This is a genomic window from Flagellimonas lutaonensis, from assembly GCF_000963865.1.
GTDB lineage: Bacteria > Bacteroidota > Bacteroidia > Flavobacteriales > Flavobacteriaceae > Flagellimonas_A > Flagellimonas_A lutaonensis.
This window is the reverse complement of record NZ_CP011071.1, coordinates 2,689,249-2,709,437: the sequence shown is the minus strand read 5'-3', so window position 1 is coordinate 2,709,437 and position 20,189 is coordinate 2,689,249. Positions and strand designations below refer to the sequence as shown.

The following is a 20,189-nucleotide window of genomic DNA, read 5'->3' as shown; positions in this document are numbered from 1 at the left end:
CTTTTTCTATTTTCTGATGATCAATTTATGTTCTGAAACTTTTTGGGTCTTCGCCGACCACATTTGAACAACATAAATTCCGTCCTCAATTCCCAAAACATCGAAGCTAAACTGTCCATCGAAAGTACTTTGGGAGTCAATATCTATCGATTTCACCAAACGACCGGCAACATCAAAAATATAGACCTTCTCGATGGCAGCCCTCGGTGTCGAGACCACGTCTACCAAATACGAGGTCGGATTTGGCGACAATAGTATCTCGATACCGTCTTCTCCCAGACCACTATTGGGCAATCTTGCAGTGCCGCCCGCAACGATTGCAAACTGAACTGTCAAGGGCTGCCCTGGTGTACCCCCTAAAGATGGATTTGGATAAGGAGTAGCAGAAAGCGTGTAATTTCCTACGGAAAATGTAGCTGCAAAATAATCGCCCCCGCTATCTCCGAATAAAGCATAGGGTGCCCCATTCTCTGGTCTGGTATTACTCACAGGGCCTGTAAGTGACAAGGAAACACTACCGACAATGGTTGGGTTTGTGTTTGCCCGTACATTAAGACCCAGTCCTTGAATTGTGGATTCTTGTATCTGCATGCCATCGGTGATTTCAAATAAATCGGAATCGGTATCTGCATTGATCAAAGTGAAGCTTTCCACTGATTGAGTATTGGGGTTGCCTCCACCCGTACCCACAATCCAGTCGAACTGAATGGTCGTCGATTCTTGTGGCACGCCATCATCGGTTACGGTAACCATTACATTATAGGGGCTGTTTGCGGCAGCGCCCTGGGAGCCTCCCGAAGAGGGAGATTCTGGGGCGGCATCCAGCTGGGCATCTGTATAGCTGGCAGTAACTCTATACAGGGCAACTCTGTCAATGGCATGGCCTGCAGATCGTTCTGAAATCTCCATGGTATAGGTGCCTGGGTTAACGAACCAGACAAAAACCGCAAAGCCTTGGCTATCCCCAGTAAATGACTGCCATGTGTATTGTTCAGAACCACCACTGGATTTATATATCTTAAAGTATCCATTGCCACCTGAACCGTTCAAAGTGCCGCCCTGACCCTCTCTTGAACTGCCTTTTGGAAAAACCACATTGGCAGCTCCAGCTTGTGCCGCAGCGATAATGGCACTCTCAGTAAATGGCCCATTTTTGTAGCCCAAAAACCAGACATCATCATCATTCGGAAATCGTAACCAGTTATCATTCTCGTCAGAAGCTGAGTTGCCACTGTAAAAACTGTTCCAGATAAATCGATAAACCCCTGGAGTAGTAATGGTAATCTCATAGGGAATAGTGCCCCCATTTTGATCATTGAAATGATTGCTGCCCGCAATGATGCCTGTCTCATTGTCCAAGTTTGTCAAGCTCCATGCAGGCTCCAATGTTCCCGATTCCGCCTCAATGATTACTAATCCGTTCTCTTCCAAAAAGGCTCCAGAAGGTTGGCCTTGGGACAAAGTTCCAGAAATCAAACCAGTATTACTATTGATAGATAGATTAGACGGCAGGTTACTTGCGCTGTATGTCAAATTTGAGCTTTGATCGGTAGCATTGATCTGCAATGATATGGCATCGCTCTCATTATCGTTCTGGTCACCAGGATTGTTCACATTGGGTGGCAAGTTTCCTCCGGAAGCACTTACCACCACGGTCGCCTCGTCGAAACCGGTGTCGCTCTCGTCGTCGGTCACCGTCAGTCGGAACACGTAGCTGCCCTCAACAAGGCCACTGGCCGTCAGGTCGGGGGTGTCGTCGCCACTGAGGGCCGCCGTGTTCGGGCCGCTCTGCTGGGTCCACTGGTAGCCCGTTATCACACCGCCGTCGGGGTCCGTGCCCGATCCGTTCAGCGTAACGCTGCTCGTGGGCAGTGTCACGGTCTGGTCAGCGCCCGCATTGGCGACCGGTGGCTGAGGGGTAACCGTACAGTTCGGGTCGGCGCCCCCAAGGCCCGCGGGCACGTTGGCCGTGTCGGTCACATAGAGCTTGTCGAGCCCCGTGCCCTGTTCACGGTTGGTGACGTCAATGGTGTTCGCCCCGTCCACCAGGTCGAAGGCCACCACCGTATTATTGTTGTCGTTGTCCCACACCTGGTGCCATGAAAAGGCAGTGCCTCCTGGAATAGAGTTCCACTTCACCCAGGTGCCGCCATTGGCCCTGATCCAAAAACTGTCGTTACTACCAGATGGCGTGCTCACCAGTCCATATATGCTGTACGTGCCTTGGGAAGCATTAAAGGTAAAGGTGACCCAATCATCCGTATCGGAGGATGGGGAGTTCCAGTTGTTCCCTGCAGGTGGCAACAGATACTCCCCGTTCGAGGCCGAACCGTCGCTGACAGTGCTCCAATTGGCCCCCACCGTCGCGCACTCGGCCTCAAGCCAAAGCTCGGTGCCCTGGCCTGCCGCGTTGACCACCACGGTCGCCTCGTCGAAACCGGTGTCGCTCTCGTCGTCGGTCACCGTCAGTCGGAACACGTAGCTGCCCTCAACAAGGCCACTGGCCGTCAGGTCGGGGGTGTCGTCGCCACTAAGGGCCGCCGTGTTCGGGCCGCTCTGCTGGGTCCACTGGTAGCCCGTTATCACACCGCCGTCGGGGTCCGTGCCCGATCCGTTCAGCGTAACGCTGCTCGTGGGCAGTGTCACGGTCTGGTCAGCGCCCGCATTGGCGACCGGTGGCTGAGGGGTAACCGTACAGTTCGGGTCGGCGCCCCCAAGGCCCGCGGGCACGTTGGCCGTGTCGGTCACATAGAGCTTGTCGAGCCCCGTGCCCTGTTCACGGTTGGTGACGTCAATGGTGTTCGCCCCGTCCACCAGGTCGAAGGCCACCACCGTATTATTGTTGTCGTTGTCCCACACCTGGTGCCATGAAAAGGCAGTGCCTCCTGGAATAGAGTTCCACTTCACCCAGGTGCCGCCATTGGCCCTGATCCAAAAACTGTCGTTACTACCAGATGGCGTGCTCACCAGTCCATATATGCTGTACGTGCCTTGGGAAGCATTAAAGGTAAAGGTGACCCAATCATCCGTATCGGAGGATGGGGAGTTCCAGTTGTTCCCTGCAGGTGGCAACAGATACTCCCCGTTCGAGGCCGAACCGTCGCTGACAGTGCTCCAATTGGCCCCCACCGTCGCGCACTCGGCCTCAAGCCAAAGCTCGGTGCCCTGGCCTGCCGCGTTGACCACCACGGTCGCCTCGTCGAAACCGGTGTCGCTCTCGTCGTCGGTCACCGTCAGTCGGAACACGTAGCTGCCCTCAACAAGGCCACTGGCCGTCAGGTCGGGGGTGTCGTCGCCACTGAGGGCCGCCGTGTTCGGGCCGCTCTGCTGGGTCCACTGGTAGCCCGTTATCACACCGCCGTCGGGGTCCGTGCCCGATCCGTTCAGCGTAACGCTGCTCGTGGGCAGTGTCACGGTCTGGTCAGCGCCCGCATTGGCGACCGGTGGCTGAGGGGTAACCGTACAGTTCGGGTCGGCGCCCCCAAGGCCCGCGGGCACGTTGGCCGTGTCGGTCACATAGAGCTTGTCGAGCCCCGTGCCCTGTTCACGGTTGGTGACGTCAATGGTGTTCGCCCCGTCCACCAGGTCGAAGGCCACCACCGTATTATTGTTGTCGTTGTCCCACACCTGGTGCCATGAAAAGGCAGTGCCTCCTGGAATAGAGTTCCACTTCACCCAGGTGCCGCCATTGGCCCTGATCCAAAAACTGTCGTTACTACCAGATGGCGTGCTCACCAGTCCATATATGCTGTACGTGCCTTGGGAAGCATTAAAGGTAAAGGTGACCCAATCATCCGTATCGGAGGATGGGGAGTTCCAGTTGTTCCCTGCAGGTGGCAACAGATACTCCCCGTTCGAGGCCGAACCGTCGCTGACAGTGCTCCAATTGGCCCCCACCGTCGCGCACTCGGCCTCAAGCCAAAGCTCGGTGCCCTGGCCTACAGGGGAAACAGATATTGGCAAAGTGGTGGTATCAATAAGCCCTCCACCATCTGTGACAGTGAATTCCACCATATATGTTCCATTGGAAGTAAATATATGGGTTGGATCCGCATCCGTAGAAGTATTTCCGTCCTTAAAGTCCCAGAAATAGGAAGTGACTCCCATATCGTCGGTAGATCCACTACCGGCAAAATCAACAGATAAGGGGGCATTACCTGATTCTGGATTCGCTGACGCAATCGCCGTGGGTGGCAGATTTCCACCACCGGTCTGGTTAATTGAGAAATTCACAATAAACGGTTGACCAAGAATGCCTCCTGATTGATTTGGACCGTTATAGGCGGTGGCCGTCAAACTATAATTTCCTTCAGGAAGACTACCTGGAAAATAATCACCTGCGCTATCGCCAAAAAGTGCATACGGGGCGCCATTTTCGTTGCGTGTATTTGAAGTCGTGCCCGACAGCTGGAAAAAGACGCTGCCCACAGTAGGGGGTTCGGTGTTGCCCCTTACATTCAAATTTGATGTAGGGAGTGAAGAAATATCTATTTGTTGACCATCGAAGAGGTTGAACAGGTCATTGTCGGTATCTGCATCAATCAAAGTGAAACTGATCACCCCGTCGGTAGAAGGAACAATTGAGACAAGGTCAACCGTAACAGATGAGGAAACCCCATAATTGATTGTGAGCACTGCATTTCTATTAGCTCCGGTACCCGTAAGGACCACGGTAACATTGTGGGATGATAAAGGCACCAACAATCCATTGGTCAATTCTCCTGAAACAATGTTAAAATCGCTGGCATCGGGGCCGGTTATGCTCATTGAAGTAACAACCACTCCTGTATTTCCACCAGAAACATTTAAAGTAATGTCGGCTGATGAATTTTCAACGATACCCATACTTGTGGGAGCACTTAGGGTACTTGTCACCAGTGGAACGCCCTGTGGATTATCAGTGCCCAAATATTCCATGTTCTTTTGGTTGCCATTTCCCAGATTTGGTGAACCTGCCAAAATGAAAATTCCGCTTCCTGAAACAATTGCCTGGGTACCATGTCGAGCATGGTTCATATCAGAAAGGGTTCTCCAAGATTGGGCAACAGGGTCATATTCTTCGGTAACTGCCATGGCTCCGGTACCAGCTGCCTCGCCTCCAATGACAATCAATCGGTCATTGAATTTTACTGTAGCGGCGGCGGCTCTTTGTGTAGGAATATTTTGCGCACTGGGCAAGGTACTCCAGGTTGCGCTGGCAAAATCGTACACATCTACTTCTGGAATCGTTGGAGAAAAGGTTCCGCCTGCACCACCAGACAACCTACCCCCTGCGGCATACAACTTACCGTCGATTACTGTGGCATGAAAATGGTCTCTTGCCCTTGGAGCATCTGTAAGGGTTGTCCACGTTCCAGTAGCTGGGTCATATTCATCAAACCATGCGACATATCCTCCATCGTGCCCGTCGGTATTGCCTCCCATAATGTAGAATTTTCCATTGTGCAGTGCCAAGGCCGAAGATCCCCTTTTTCTTCCGGAAGGAATTTCGGGCCCCTGAATCCATTCATTGGTCGAAGGATCGAAGGCCCAAACATAATCTGCCGGTATTTCACTAGGGAAAATATTCGTTCTAAAGGCACCGATGACCCAAATCAGACCATGATATTCAAGGGCCTGAAAATGGTTGAATTCTTCTGGGGCAGAATTTGTCAATTGACTCCAACTATTTGATGTGTAGTCATATACATCGATGGTGGTTGAATTTTCTCTTCCGCCCATTAAATAGAACTTATCACCCGATTGCACAAAGGAGCATTCGTGACGTGCTGTATAATTTTCATTTTCGTTCTTGTCAACCCAATCGGTATTGACATCCAAAGGCCCAAATAGTTGAATTTGTTCTTGTGAGCTTGCCCCATATTCAACTGTCAAGGTAGCTGTCGCACCATTGGTGGTTCCATTGAAACCAACGCTGAAATTATGGGTACTGTTGGGCATCAACAAGCCGCCATTTGGCAACTCACCTGAAACAATGCTGAATTCAGAGGCGTTGGTGCCTGAAATTTGCATTGACCGAACAAAAATTCCCACATTGCCGCCCGAAACATCGAGCGATGCGTCTGCATTGGAACCTTGTTCTACACTTATCGATGATGGGGCCGAGAATTGACTTGCTACAATGGGAGTTCCAGAAGGATTATCCTGTCCATAATATTCCATATTTTTTTGCTGTGCGCCGCCCAATTGGTCTGAACCGGCCGTCATAAATATACCATTGCCGTTCACGATGGCCTGGGTGGCCCGTCGTTTGTAATTGGTATCGGCAAGCCTCGTCCATGTATGTGTAACAGGATCAAACTCTTCGGTAATCTGTAAAGCGTCTGTGGTGAGCATGCCATAGACGAGTTCATTTTGAACCGAGCCCCCTATTATCATAAGTTTACCATTGTATATGGCGTTGATGGCACTTGCCCTAGATGTTGGGATATTTGCGCTTGGCGGTAGGGTCTGCCAACTTTGGCTAGTAAAATCATAAACATCGACCTCAGGAACATAAGGTGAAAATACCCCACCAGGGCCACCTGATAACCTACCCCCAACAGCGTATAATTTATTCCCAATCACTGATATCGAAAAATGATCCCTCGCATGTGGCGCATCGGGCAAGGTGGTCCAGGCGCCAGTTGCCGGGTCATACTCATCCATCCAGGCCACATAGCCGCCATCATGGCCATTGGTGTTGCCACCAACAACATAGAATTTATCATTGTAAAGAGCCAAACCTGTTGAACCTCTTTTTCTACCCGAGGGAATTTCCGTACCTTGGATCCATTCTTGGTTAGCAGGGTCAAACATCCAAACATAATCAGTCGGGGTGTCGTTGGGAAAGTTATCTCCCTTAAGTGCAGCGATAACCCAAATCAACCCTTTGTATTCAATACCTTGAAAATGATTGAACAACAAGGGGGCAGGGTCCGTTACAGTGGTCCAGATATCGGCCGAATAATCATAATATTGCACCAAATCTGACTCTCTACCTCCAATTAAATAGAATTTGTCACCTGCTTGAACAAAACCACATTCATGTCTTCCTAAATAAGTTTCATTTTCATTCTTGTCATTCCATGTTAGGCCTGAGTTGCCAGATTCCAATTGCAGCCATTGGGTAGATGTAGTAAGGTTACTGGTACTATTGACCCCTCCGCCTGAAACTATCAATCTATCACCAAAGGAATGGGCCACTGGGGCAACTAATTTTTCTGGTAGTTGACAAAGCTCCATCCATGTGTTGGTAATTGGATCATATTGTGATACCTCATCAAAGAAGATGCTTGGGCCACCCCTACCGCCAACAATGATTATTTTTCCATCGTGAACAGTTGTTCCGGGCTCAAAATGAGATCGGTTCTGGGGCAAAGCCGCCAAATTGGTCCATGTATCAGTGGATGGATTATAAGCATGCAACAAATTTTGGTACTGGGGACTCGAATCATGGCCAAATTGCCCGCCTATGGCGTAAACAAATCCGTTGACACTTGCTGCGCCATGATGGTTTCTAGGGTTGGGCAAGGAAGCTGCAGTTGCCCATCCGGCACCGATATCGTTTACATCAAGTACATAATGGTTTCCAACATCGGTTTGCCTATCGGGAAGCAATCCACCGAAGAAATGAATTTTTCCATTATTATATGTGGCTGCTCCCGAACCAATAGGGCTTGGTAAAGCTGGCCCCTGGCTCCAACTATCGGTTATCGTATTATAAATATGCACCTCGCCGGTTGCGGTTCCTGGGTGATTGCCGACAAAACCTCCAATAAGCCAAATATCATTGCCAACCACTGCACTGCCCATATGGGTCACATTTATGGGCATATTGGCTCCAAAACTCCAAGTATCATTGGTCATGTCATAAATCTCCACTGTATTCGAGGCAATCAATCCGGTCAACCAACCTCCCATTATATATAATTTATCCCCGACTTGTTCTTTTCTGGTTTCGAAACGCCCCAAGCCTGCATCGGTCAAACCATTCCATATACAGGATTCGCCTCCAACAGTACCCTCATCGACATTGATAAAGTCCCACGTGGCTGTATAATCAGGGCCTGAACCCCCTGAAGTCGATATTATACCTACCGCAAGGCCTTGGTTATCGTTGGTATCCAAAAAACTTGACGGAAGCGTCAGTGGGCCTCCTAAAGCATTTATTGTTGTGCCAGAATCAAATGAGTAAAAACATTGGGCCGTATTTGCAGATGGGTCAATGCTTATGTACAAATCCATTGCATTGGCCGCCAAAAAGCCCGGTGCATCATAAGCATTGCTTGTTACTAAGCCACCGTTCTCCAAAACTACTTCGAACCCATGCTCGCTGTCACTGCTAGAGGTGCCTGTGCTGGCGGCCAATTTAAGATAATTGTCTTGGTCGCCTGTGCCTATCTGGATTCCGTATGATTGAGTGCCGACGGGTGGGTTACCACCAAAAGGCGTCTCTATTTTAGAGTGGACTGTAAATGGATTGGAATTGCTGTCAACATTGATCCCAAATTGAAAACCATTTTCTTGGTCATTGGAAGCCCCCAGAGCATCGCCATTACCGGTGAAGTCAATAGTGGCCTTGCCCCCTGCCCCGCCGAAAGAGAGATTGCCTTCGTCATATTGATCTAGATAATCAGTGCTGCCATTGGTCATCCATCCTGTAAAACCCAATCCGGCAAAACCAGTGCCAGGGTCATTGTTCCAAAAGGGGTAATCAACGGGCAAATTGGTGGTGGTACCATTATCAGCATCCCATTGAAAGGAATCGTTGACATCTGCAATACCATCATTGTCATCATCGGCATCCATCAGATCCGACACAAAATCACCATCATTATCCTCAGGTTTGCTGCCCCCAGAGCAATGATTGGTGCCATTGGCAACTTCATCTTCATTGGTAAAACCATCGCCGTCAGAATCTGCAAAAGGGTCGTAACCGCCTTCACCCGGTTGGGGGCAATTGACAAAATCTGTGGGTTCAAAAACTGTAATGTTGCCTGAGCTATACGTAGCGGCCCACACGGTGCCGGGAAAGACATCCGAATCGCCCTGTGCAATGACATCAAGTGGTACAGACCCAAAACCTGAAAAGAAATTATTGTCTTTGACCAACAAGGTGGTACCTGATGAGTTCAATTGGTATCTGTTGATCTTACCATTGAAAGAAGCCGTCAATAAATCTCCCTTCATGGCATTGTTAAAGTTGCTGGCCGTGTATTCACATATACCGTTGGTAGAAGAGGTCACGACATCAAAAATGTTGACCTTACTGCTGCTTTGGTTCGCACTCAAGAACTCTCCCTGCCTTGTATCATTAGGGAAATTAGACATGTTGAACGAACTGTTGAAATAACCAGAAACCCCATTTAATAAAGAAGAAAAATCATCTCTTGACACTTCAACCCAACTAGAGCCATTGTAATTATAGCTTATCACCTCGGCCAGTGCGGGGAAAGCCCTAATGGGCACTGGGTGGCCTGCATAATAAGTGCCATTGGCATCATTCACAGAGCCAATGAAATGTAATGCATCCCAAACCGTGCTACTACCGTTCTCATGAAAGTCATTGGTCACATAATCACCTGCACCGGGGTCATAGGTCGTTGTGTAGTGGTGCCCCTTTAAGGTACCATTGCTCAAATAGATGAGCGGCACCCCTCCCCATGTTGAGTTGCCCCCGTTATCGACCGAATACACCAATCCTGCCTCTGTCACCACCACATCATAGCCATTGCGCCAACCTGGCGAAAAAATCTGAACCGGTCCACCTGGTTCAGGGATTGCTTGGTTACGGGTATTGTTGCCCCCAAAGGGATCGCCAATGTCAATAGTGGCATTGTACATAGGGTGCCCTGAAGGATAGGGGAACTTTGGGTGTGTATTGGTTATATCGGTTCTTGTTGGATCGTTCAGGGTGGGCAGGTCATAGACATAGTCAAATCCGGTTCTGGGATCGGTATAGACTGCCATCCCTTCCAATTGGGTCAGGTTGATGATCAAGATGGCACCGGCGAGATACGTTTCTGCAATACCTCCGAAATTATTGCTGGGAGCCCCCTTGTTGGTGTTGCCACCCTGTTGCAAGAGCAGATAAGTACTTCCACTTTTTGTGAAGATATCCAAGCCATTGGAAGCATGGTTTTCTTCGCAACGTGGCAGGCCTCGAACCAGATCAACCTGGTTCCAACTGTTGCCATTCCAGGTCAACCTTGATAAAATTCCAGAATTGGTGTCAAGGTTTCTATCGAGTTCACCACTGGGATTGCTACTGCTGGCACCACCAATACGTGGGTCAGAAGAAGTCACATATAAAATCGGATTCGCAGCTGTACCCGCTGCTAAGATGCCCGTTACCTGACGCTTTCCATTTACAGCACTCCCATTATTGTCCAGTTCACCGATATCATTGTGGTTTAGAACATTTAACTTGATGTGATTGATCACCACGGTATTGGTAACCGAATAGGTTCCGCTACCTGCCGGGGCACCGTCCCTGGCCACGGTGTATTGGTGTATGGTTCCATCTTGTTGTGCCACATAGAGCTTTCCGTCCGGGCCAAAAGCCAATGAGGTTGGATTGTTTAGACTTTCACCCAAGAGAGCTGAGCTGTTAAAACCTTGTGAATGAATATTTGAGGTAGGGAAAACAGTAAAAATAAAAATAGTTACCCAAAACTGAATGTAATAGAAACCTTTCATATATTTCTGATTGGCGTTAGGAAATCAACAAGTCTTGGGGGATTGTACCAAAAGTATCTGTTTTTAAAGCTGAAGATACTGTACGTTTAGCTTATTCGACTAATTGAACCATTATCCCGACCAATGGCAAAACATTGATTTACAAATTATTGCTGGACAAAAAAAGGAGGGCATTTGAGCCCCCCTTCTTTCTTAGAATATGTGTAAGGAAATCTTTACCACTAGGGTAGATTATCAATTTTTTACCAATAACCTTACCGCAATGGAATCGCCATTGTTCAGTTCAATTTTTACATAATATACTTCATCCCTTAACATAAAAACGGGAATTTCGTATCTGTTGTCACTAAACACATCTTGTGGTTCGAATGCACCCAATAGCCTACCAGTGGAATCATGTAGATATATCATTGTTACTACCGTACCTTCTGGTATGTTCAACACACTGATATTCGCGGTTTGATCGGCTGGATTAGGAGCAATTATTACCTCAAAATCAGTTATTCCAGATGGATTGTTGTCTTCTACTTCAATTGTAATCGTTGCGGTATCGGTCAATCCCTCCTCATCTTCTACAGTCAGAGAAACTTCAAAGGAACCCGCAAAAGTAAAGGTATGGCTCGGGTTCACCTCGGTCGAGGTTTCTCCATCCCCAAAATCCCAAGTATAGCTGACAACACCTACATCATCGGTAGAATTGCTCCCTGTGAAGGAAACCTCCAAAGGTGCTTCACCCGAATCTGGAGTGGCACTGACAACTGCATTCGGGGGCTGATTTGCACCTGCTTCAGTAACGGTAATAGTCACTGTGGCGTTGTCCATCAGGCCTTCCCCATCAGTTACGGTAAGGGTTGCCAAATAGTTGCCCGGAGTATTATAGGTATGAACAGGGTCCGCTTCCGTTGAACTTCCCCCATCACCAAAGTCCCAAGCATAGCTGACAACACCTACATCATCGGTAGAATTGCTTCCTGTGAAGGAAACCTCCAAAGGTGCTTCACCTGAATCTGGAGTGGCACTGACAACTGCATTCGGGGGCAAATTGCCCATCGGATCCACTACTGTAATCGTAATGGTTGTCATATCGGTCAGGCCTCCGTCATCGGTTACAGTCAAGGTAACCTCATAAGTGCCAGCATCTGTAAATGTTGTTACCGGATTTATCTCGGTAGAGGTTGTACCATTATCAAAATCCCAAAAATAGCTGACGATTCCAACATCATCGGTAGAATTACTACCATCAAATATGACCGGTAATGGTGCTTCTCCTTGTGTGGGATTGGCAGTTGCCACTGCCACTGGCGGTTCATTGGTCGATTGATTTACCGTAATGGTCACCGTATCCGTATCGGTCAGCCCTTCGGCGTCGACCACCGTGAGCTCCACCACGTAGGTGCCGGCCGTGTTAAAGGTATGGGACGGGTCGGCCTGGGTCGATGTGCTGCCGTCCTTGAAGTCCCATGCATAGCTGACGATGCCCACATCATCGGTCGAGTTGCTGCCCGTAAAGGCCACCTGCAACGGAGCATCTCCACTCAAAGGTGTCGCCTCGGCCACTGCCGTGGGTGGCTGGTTCGGTTCACTCACGGTGATGGTCACCGTATCGGTATTGGTCAGCCCTCCATCGTCGGTCACGGTAAGCTCCACGTCATAAGTACCCGCTGTATTGAAAGTATAGACAGGGTCTGCCTCTGTGGAGGAACCACCATCGCCAAAGTTCCAAGAATAGCTTTCAATTGTACCATCGGTATCGGAAGAATTGCTGCCCGTAAAGGTCACTTGAAGTGGTGACTCGCCCGTCAACGGGGTGGCCTCGGCCACTGCAGTGGGTGCTTGGTTTGGCGCATTCACAGTGATGGTAACAACATCTGTATCTGTTAACCCCTCGCCATCGGTCACGGTCAATTCAACATCATAGATTCCAGGTGTATTGAAGGTATATATGGGATCTGCCTCGGTTGAATTGCCGCCATCAATGAAATCCCAAGCGTAGCTGACGATTCCCACATCATCGGTCGAGTTGCTGCCCGTAAAGGTCACTTGAAGTGGTGACTCGCCCGTCAACGGGGTGGCCTCTGCCACTGCCGTGGGCGGTAGGTTAGCTCCATTTATCTGAATGGTCACCGTATCGGTATCCGTGAGTCCATCATTGTCGGTCACTGTCAATTCCACATCATAGGTGCCGGAAGAATTGAAGGTATAGACTGGATCGGCTTCCGTAGAAGTACCACCGTCCTTAAAGTCCCAAGCATAGCTAACAATGTTCGAGTCATCGGTAGAATTACTGCCTGTAAAAGTGACCTGCAAAGGCGCTACGCCTGTCAATGGGGAGGCCTCTGCGACCGCAGAAGGTGGTGCGGTACCCGCCGGACCAATGTTCCAGATGAACTGTTCGGTTGTAGATTCTTGAGGATTGCCATCATCGGTCACCGTCACATCAACCGTATAGGGACTGTTGGCTGCCGCTCCTTGAGACCCTCCTCCTGTATTGGACTCTGGGAATGTATCCAACTGGGCATCTGTGTAATTTGGCCCGTCCACTTTGTAAAGTGCGACTTTATGAATGGCATGGCCCGCAGAGCGTTCAGAAATTTCCATGGTATAAGTGCCCGGATTCACGAACCACACATAAATTTGATGTGCCGTGCCATTGTCACTGGTAAACGACTCCCATTCATAAACTTCTGATTGCGCTCCTGACAAAAAAATCTTGAAATAACCATTACCGGTTTGGCCTACCGGTGCCGTATCGTCTGATGGATCGCTTTCGGTTCCTGGATTTGAAAAATATCTAGAGGTTCCACCTGGGAAGACCACATTGGTGAAGTCATTTTGAATTTTGTCAATCAAATTAGCCTCACTCACAGGATTTCCCCTAAAGCCAAAGAACCAGACATCATCATTGTTCGGAAACCGCAACCAGCTGTCATTTTCTTCAGTTGAGTTTGGTCCACTGTAAAAGCTTTTCCAATCAAAACGATATACCCCAGGGGTCGAGATATTTATTTGGTACGGAATAGTGCCTCCATTGCCTGCAACCGTACCACTAAGATAGTTGGACCCCGCAATAATACCTGTTTCATTATCAAGAGTGGTCAAACTCCACGTTGGGTCTATCGTTCCTGACTCGGTTTCAATGATTACCAGACCATTCTCTTCCTGAAAGACCCCATTACCCGATTGAGCCTGTGCTATGGTACCCGAAATGAGGCCCGTGTTGGGGTCAATGGTCAAGTCGGGTGGCAAGCCCGTGGCACTATACGCAAGATTGCTGCTGGCATCAGTGGCCAATATCTGCAGTGAAACGTTTTCACCCTCTACATTGTTCTGTGTGCCCGGGTTCTCGACATCAGGCGGCACATTGTTGTTGGTCAAATCAATCGTAATCGATGATGAGGGGCCATAATTGATGGTCAACACAGCATTTCTATCCGCACCTGTTCCGCTCAGGGCCACTGTGACCGTATGTGTTTCAGAAGTTCCAATGAGACCGGGGTTCAATTCACCCGAAGTAATGCTGAAGTCGGCGGCATCGGGTCCGGTAATCTCCATAGAAGTCACCATGATGCCTACATTACCATCCTCAGCGGTAATTAAAATGTCACGACTGCCCCCATCAGGCACATCCACAATGGAAGGTGCTGACAAGGTACTGGTTATGCTGGGCACGCCAGTGGCATTATCGGCTCCAAGATATTCCATGTTTTTTTGGTTGCCGCCACCCAAGTTAGGTGAACCCCCCAATATATAAATTCCATTGCCCGATACAATGGCCTGTGTGCCATGCCGTGCATGGTTCATATCGGCCAAGGTGCTCCATGTTTGGGTGTTCGGATCATATTGTTCAGTAGTATTATAGGCCTGTCCATTACCTTCTCCACCTATCACGACCAACTTATCTTCAAAGTTGACCACAGCGGGGGCAGCCCTTTCGGTAGGTAAGTTCTGCCCGGCAGGCAAAGTGCTCCATGTGCCACTAATAAAGTCATATACGTCCACTTCTGGGATGGTCGGGGCAAAAGTACCGCCCGGCCCACCTGACAGTCTACCGCCCACAGCGTACAACTTATCGCCTATTACCGCAGCTTGAAAGTGGTCTCTGGCGTTTGGTGCGTCAGTTAAAGGTGTCCAGACACCCGTTCGTGGGTCATATTCATCGAACCAGGCCACATACCCTCCATCGTGGCCATCAGTGTTTCCACCTACGATATAGAATTTGTCATTGTAAACAACCAGACCCGTGGAACCTCTTTTTCTTCCGGAAGGAATCTCAGGACCTTGTATCCACTCATTAGTAGTTGGGTCAAACGCCCATATATAATCTGCTGGAATCTCATTCGGGAACACATTGGTCTTAAACGCCCCAATCACCCAAATCAAGCCTTCATATTCAGTGGCCTGAAAGTGGTTAAACTCTAACTGCGTAGAATTGATAACTGGTGTAGAGTTCGCCAATTCTACCCAACTGTTCGTGGTGTAGTCGTATACATCGATCGCAGTGGCGTTTTCACGACCCCCCATCAAATAAAACTTATTCCCGGCTTGAACAAATGAACATTCATGGCGTGCGGTGTAATTTTCATCTTCATCTTTCTCCACCCAATCTTGGCTAACGGTCCAAGTGAAGTTGGTCGTTGCTGGTGCCGAACCGGGTTTGTTCACCAAGACCGTTACATTGTGTACCCCGTCGCCATTGGGACCCCCAGTCAATGCTGCAGATTGAATGGTACCAAATACCAGCCCATTGGTAGGTTCAATGTCAATGCCTGCAGGCTGGCCAGACAAACTGAATTCAAAATTACCCTGCGGGTCACCGCCAGAGGCCGTAATGGTCAAATCAGGATTCTCACCCACTTGGTGATTCTGATCAGCAACAGGGTCTATTATTATCGGCGGGAACTGTGAATTGTCCGCAATCACTTCTATGGCATTGACCAATGCACTTTGCACAGTATTGCTAAATCCAATATTCAACACCCCATCGGTCACTGATACCGGAAATGAGAGCATTCCGCCCGATTGGTGCCCGAATTCGACAATTAAATCAAAGTTTTGCCGTACCACAGCCCCTTCCAAAAGAATGTCATATACCCTTTGGCCGGGTTGGCTTGTGCCACTAAAAGCGTTACCCATGTAGAGATTTACCGAATAATTCCCGTTGAGCATGGGAATGGCAAAATCCATATCAACTCCGCCATTGGTGTCAAACCTTTCTTGTGCAAACAATGCATTAAAAGTATTCTGGTCTATATAGGATGGTATTGAAGTGTGTCTATTGGCATAATCTAAATTACCATTAAAAATACCACCTGTGTTTACATAATATCCGGGGCCATCGTAGGCGCCGCCTGTCGCATTCTCAAGCCAGTCTGATTCGCTATCTGAAGCATTGACCTGAACTCCGCCAGCGTTTATTCTCAAGGTGCTCATACTGGTGATTGTCCAACTGAATTGCGTCTGCACATCGGATGATCCGGCGCGACTGGCCGTTACCGTAACCTGATGCACACCATCACCGTTTGGTCCACCGGTCAATGCATTTACAGAAATGGTACCTGAAATAAGTCCTGTTGAAGTGTTGATGGCTAACCCTTCTGGTTGGCCCGAAATGCTATACACAATGGGTTGGGCCTCATCGCCCCCAAAGGCAACCGCTGTCAAATTAGCTTGTTGACCCGCATAATTCGCCTGATTGGCAATGGGTACAATATCAAAGGGCAACTGGCCAGCTGCATCAAGAATCTCTATGGCATTTACCAAGGGGTTCTCTACTTCGTGCAAGAATCGTAGATTAAGTACGCCGTCGGTGACCGGTACAGCAAATGACAACATTCCTGCCACTTGATGGCCAAATTCTTCAATAAGATCTAAATTATCCCTAACCACAGTACCTTCAATCTCAATATCGAAAACCCGCTGTCCTATTTGACTGGTTCCCGAAAAACTATTTCCCAAAAACAAATTGACTATATAATTACCATTGGCAACAGGAAAAGTAAACTCCATCTCTGTGCCTGTGGCTTCATCATTGCGTTCTTGTGCAAAAAGTGCATCGAATGTGGTTTGATCTACATAGGCTGGAATAGAAGCATCTCTATTACTATATTGAAAAGCACCTCCCGTACTGAATACACTACCCGTGTTGACTGCATAGGTAGTTCCACTTGTGGCACCACCGGCGCTGTTGGCTTCCCAATCAACCCCACCATCAGTAGCGGATACTTGAGCGCCACCCGCATTAACCCTACTGACTGACGTGTTGTCACTAAGATTAGCGGTTATCGGCACTGTAAGAGGGCTATTGGTACCTGAATGAGTGATGACCACATTGGCCGATTTGGCACCAGCGTTACCATCAGGAGAAAAAGTTATGGGCACAGCAATACTCGCTCCAGGCTCTACTGTTAATGGTAAACTTGATGTGTTTGAAAATAAAGTGGCATCCTGACCTGTAAAAGAAACATCTGTGATGGAAATGGTACCACTTGAGGGCCCTCCGGTATTCTGGGCAAAAGTATTCAACTCAACAGGACCAGAGGTGACCGGTAATGTGCCAAAGTCAACTGGATCAGGATTCCAAGCAAGTTGGCCATTGGAATCCTCAGTGACATTTATGTAATCCCAAGTAGCAGTATATTCTGGGCCACTCCCTACAGAAGTTGAAATTATACCTACGGCCAAACCTTGATTATCTGATGCATTTAAAAAGCTCGTGGGTAAACTGACCAAACCTCCCAAAGGTGCTATTGTTGTGCCACCATCTAATGAATAATAGGGCTGTGCAGTGTTGGCAGATGGATTTACACTTATGTATAAATGAATATTGTTTGCCGCAGAAAACCCGGGTGCATCATAGCTGTTGCTAGTTACAGCTCCACTATTTTCAAGCACCACATCAAAACCATACTCGTTATCACTTGTCGAGGTACCTGTTGAAATAGCTAGTTTTAGGTAGTTGTCCTGATCACCCAAACCAATTTGAATACCGTAGGACTCTGTGTCAACTGGGGCAATACCCCCAAAAGGGGTCTCTAAAACAGCATACACCGTAAAGGGGTTGGAATTACTATCTACATTAACTCCAAATTGAAATCCATTATCCTGATTGTTTGAAGTACCCAGGGCATCTCCTTCAGAGACAAAATCAATGGTAGCCTTTCCCCCAGCCCCGCCGAAAGACAGGTTGTCAAAATCGTATTGGTCGAGATAGTCAGTACTTCCATTGGTCATCCAACCTGTAAAGCCAAGTCCTGCAAAACCGGTACCAGGATCATTGTTCCAAAAAGGATATTCAACAGGCAAATTGGTGGTTGTTCCATTGTCGGCATCCCATTGAAAGGGATCATTGACATCTGCTATGCCATCATTATCATCGTCAGTATCATTTAGATTTGAGACAAAATCACCATCATTGTCCTCTGGCTTGCTACCCCCCGAACAATGGTTGGTGCCATTATCAATCTCATCCCCATTGGTATAGCCATCCCCATCATAATCGGCCAAGGGATCATACCCTTGTTCACCTGGTTGTGGGCATGAACCAAAATCATCAGGCTCAAAAACCGTAATGTTCCCAGAACCATAAGTAGCCGCCCAAATAGTACCTGGAAAAACGTCAAGATCACCTTGCGCAATGACATCAAGGGGTACAGAGCCGAAGCCATTGAGAAAACCATTGTCTTTGGCCAAAATACCCGTACCGGAAGCATTCAATTCATATCTATTGATGTTGCCGTTGAAAGATGCAGTCAACAAATCGCCCTTCATGGCATTGTTGAAATTGCTGGCGGCATATTCACATATACCATTTGTGGAAGAAGTCACTACATCAAAAATATTCACTTTTCCACTACTTTGGTTGGCACTCAAGAACTCGCCTTGATCTGGATCATTCGGAAAATTTGCCATGCCAAATGAACTATTGAAATAGCCTGATACCCCATTCAATAAAACTGAAAAATCATGTCTTGAAGCTTCAACCCATGAAGAACCATTATATGTATAACTGATTACCTCGGCTTTATCGGGAAATGCCCTAATTGGTGCTGGATGCCCAGCATAATACGTCCCGTTGGCATCATTAATAGTCCCGATATAATGAAGGGCGTCCCAAACCGTAGCACTACCTGACTCATTGAATTCATTGGTCACATAATCACCTGCCCCTGGATCATAGGTGGTTGTTGATTGATCCCCTTTAAAGGTTCCATCACTTGTTCTTATTACGGGCTGACCGCCCCAAGTCGAGTTGCCACCGTTATCAACTGAATAAATTAACCCAGCTTCGGTAACTACAACATCATATCCATTTCGCCAACCTGGCGAAAATATCTGTACGGGCCCTCCCGGTTCTGGAAATGCTTGATTACGGGTATTGTTGCCTCCAAAGGGGTCACCTATATCTATAGTTGCATTGTACATAGGATGACCCGAGGGATATGGGAACTCTGGATGTGTGTTGTCTATATCGGTCCTTGCGGGGTCATTGAGTGTTGGCAAGTCATAGACATAATCCGATCCAGTTCTAGGGTCGGTGTATATGGGCATAGATTCCAATTGTGTCAAGTTCACAATCAGTATGGCCCCCGCTAAGTACGTTTCCGCAATTCCACCAAAATTATTGCTGGGCGCCCCCTTATTAGTATTGCCGCCTTGCTGCAAAAGAATGTATGTATCTCCATTCTTTGTAAAAATGTCAAGACCATTGGTCGCATGGTTTTCTTCGCAACGCGGTAGGCCACGGACCAAATCGACGTGATCCCAACCACTGCCATTCCAGGTGAGCCTAGAAAGTACTCCTGAGTTAGTATCTAAGTTTCGGTCCAATTCACCAGTTGGATTACTATTACTAGCCCCACCTATTCGAGGGTCTGAGGAGCTTACGTATATAATAGGGTTTGCGGAAGTACCTGATACCGCTATTCCGGTGACCTGTCTTTTTTGGTTTACCGCTGGATCTATGTTGTCCAAAACCCCACTGTCATTATGGTTTTTGACCTTTATCTTAATGTCGTTAATTACCACCGTATTGGTAACCGTGTATGTGCCGCTTCCGGCCGGGGCTCCATCACGAGATACAGAATATTGATGTATGGTTCCATCTTGTTGGGCCACATAAAGTTTACCATCAGGACCAAAAGCCAAGGAGGTTGGATTTGTAAGTGATTCTCCAACAAGGTTTGAAGCATTAAAACTTTGGGCGTTCAAATTCATCTGAAATAAGCCCAGAATGGAAACAACAGCAAATACAAAGACGTACTTTGGCAAATTGGGGTAATTTTTTTTCATAATTGGGGCGTGTTAGCAATTTTTAATAATCGGAAGATAGGGGGGAATCTTTCCAATTTCAAAGATACCCCTTAGCAAAAAAAATAAAGAACGACCCACTTAATATTCGTTCAACTAGAATAGTTTATCGATAAACTACGACCACAAAAGATAAAGTGAAATATGTAAGAAAAATGCACTACTGGCCTGTAGGCAATATCCTTGGTTTCAAATAATTATCC

The 20,189-nt window shown here is 48.0% G+C and carries 2 protein-coding genes; both read right to left on the bottom strand.

Going from position 1 to position 20,189, the window contains the following annotated elements; all coding sequences use genetic code 11:
- Positions 1 to 6: 6 nt before the first annotated feature.
- On the bottom strand, positions 7 to 10,680 hold the full coding sequence (locus tag VC82_RS12535) for a Kelch repeat-containing protein (RefSeq protein WP_045802673.1): 10,674 nt from the start codon (positions 10,678 to 10,680) through the stop codon (positions 7 to 9).
- A 234-nt stretch (positions 10,681 to 10,914) separates the two neighbouring features.
- Positions 10,915 to 19,968 (bottom strand): PKD domain-containing protein, encoded by a 9,054-nt coding sequence (locus tag VC82_RS12530; protein ID WP_045802672.1) that lies wholly within the window; start codon positions 19,966 to 19,968, stop codon positions 10,915 to 10,917.
- Between the last annotated feature and the right edge of the window lie 221 nt (positions 19,969 to 20,189).

What these genes read in the sequence shown, in the direction of transcription:
- VC82_RS12530 (WP_045802672.1), bottom strand. Translation starts at nt 19,968, where the DNA reads ATGAAAAAAAATTACCCCAATTTGCCAAAGTACGTCTTTGTATTTGCT.
- VC82_RS12535 (WP_045802673.1), bottom strand. Translation starts at nt 10,680, where the DNA reads ATGAAAGGTTTCTATTACATTCAGTTTTGGGTAACTATTTTTATTTTT.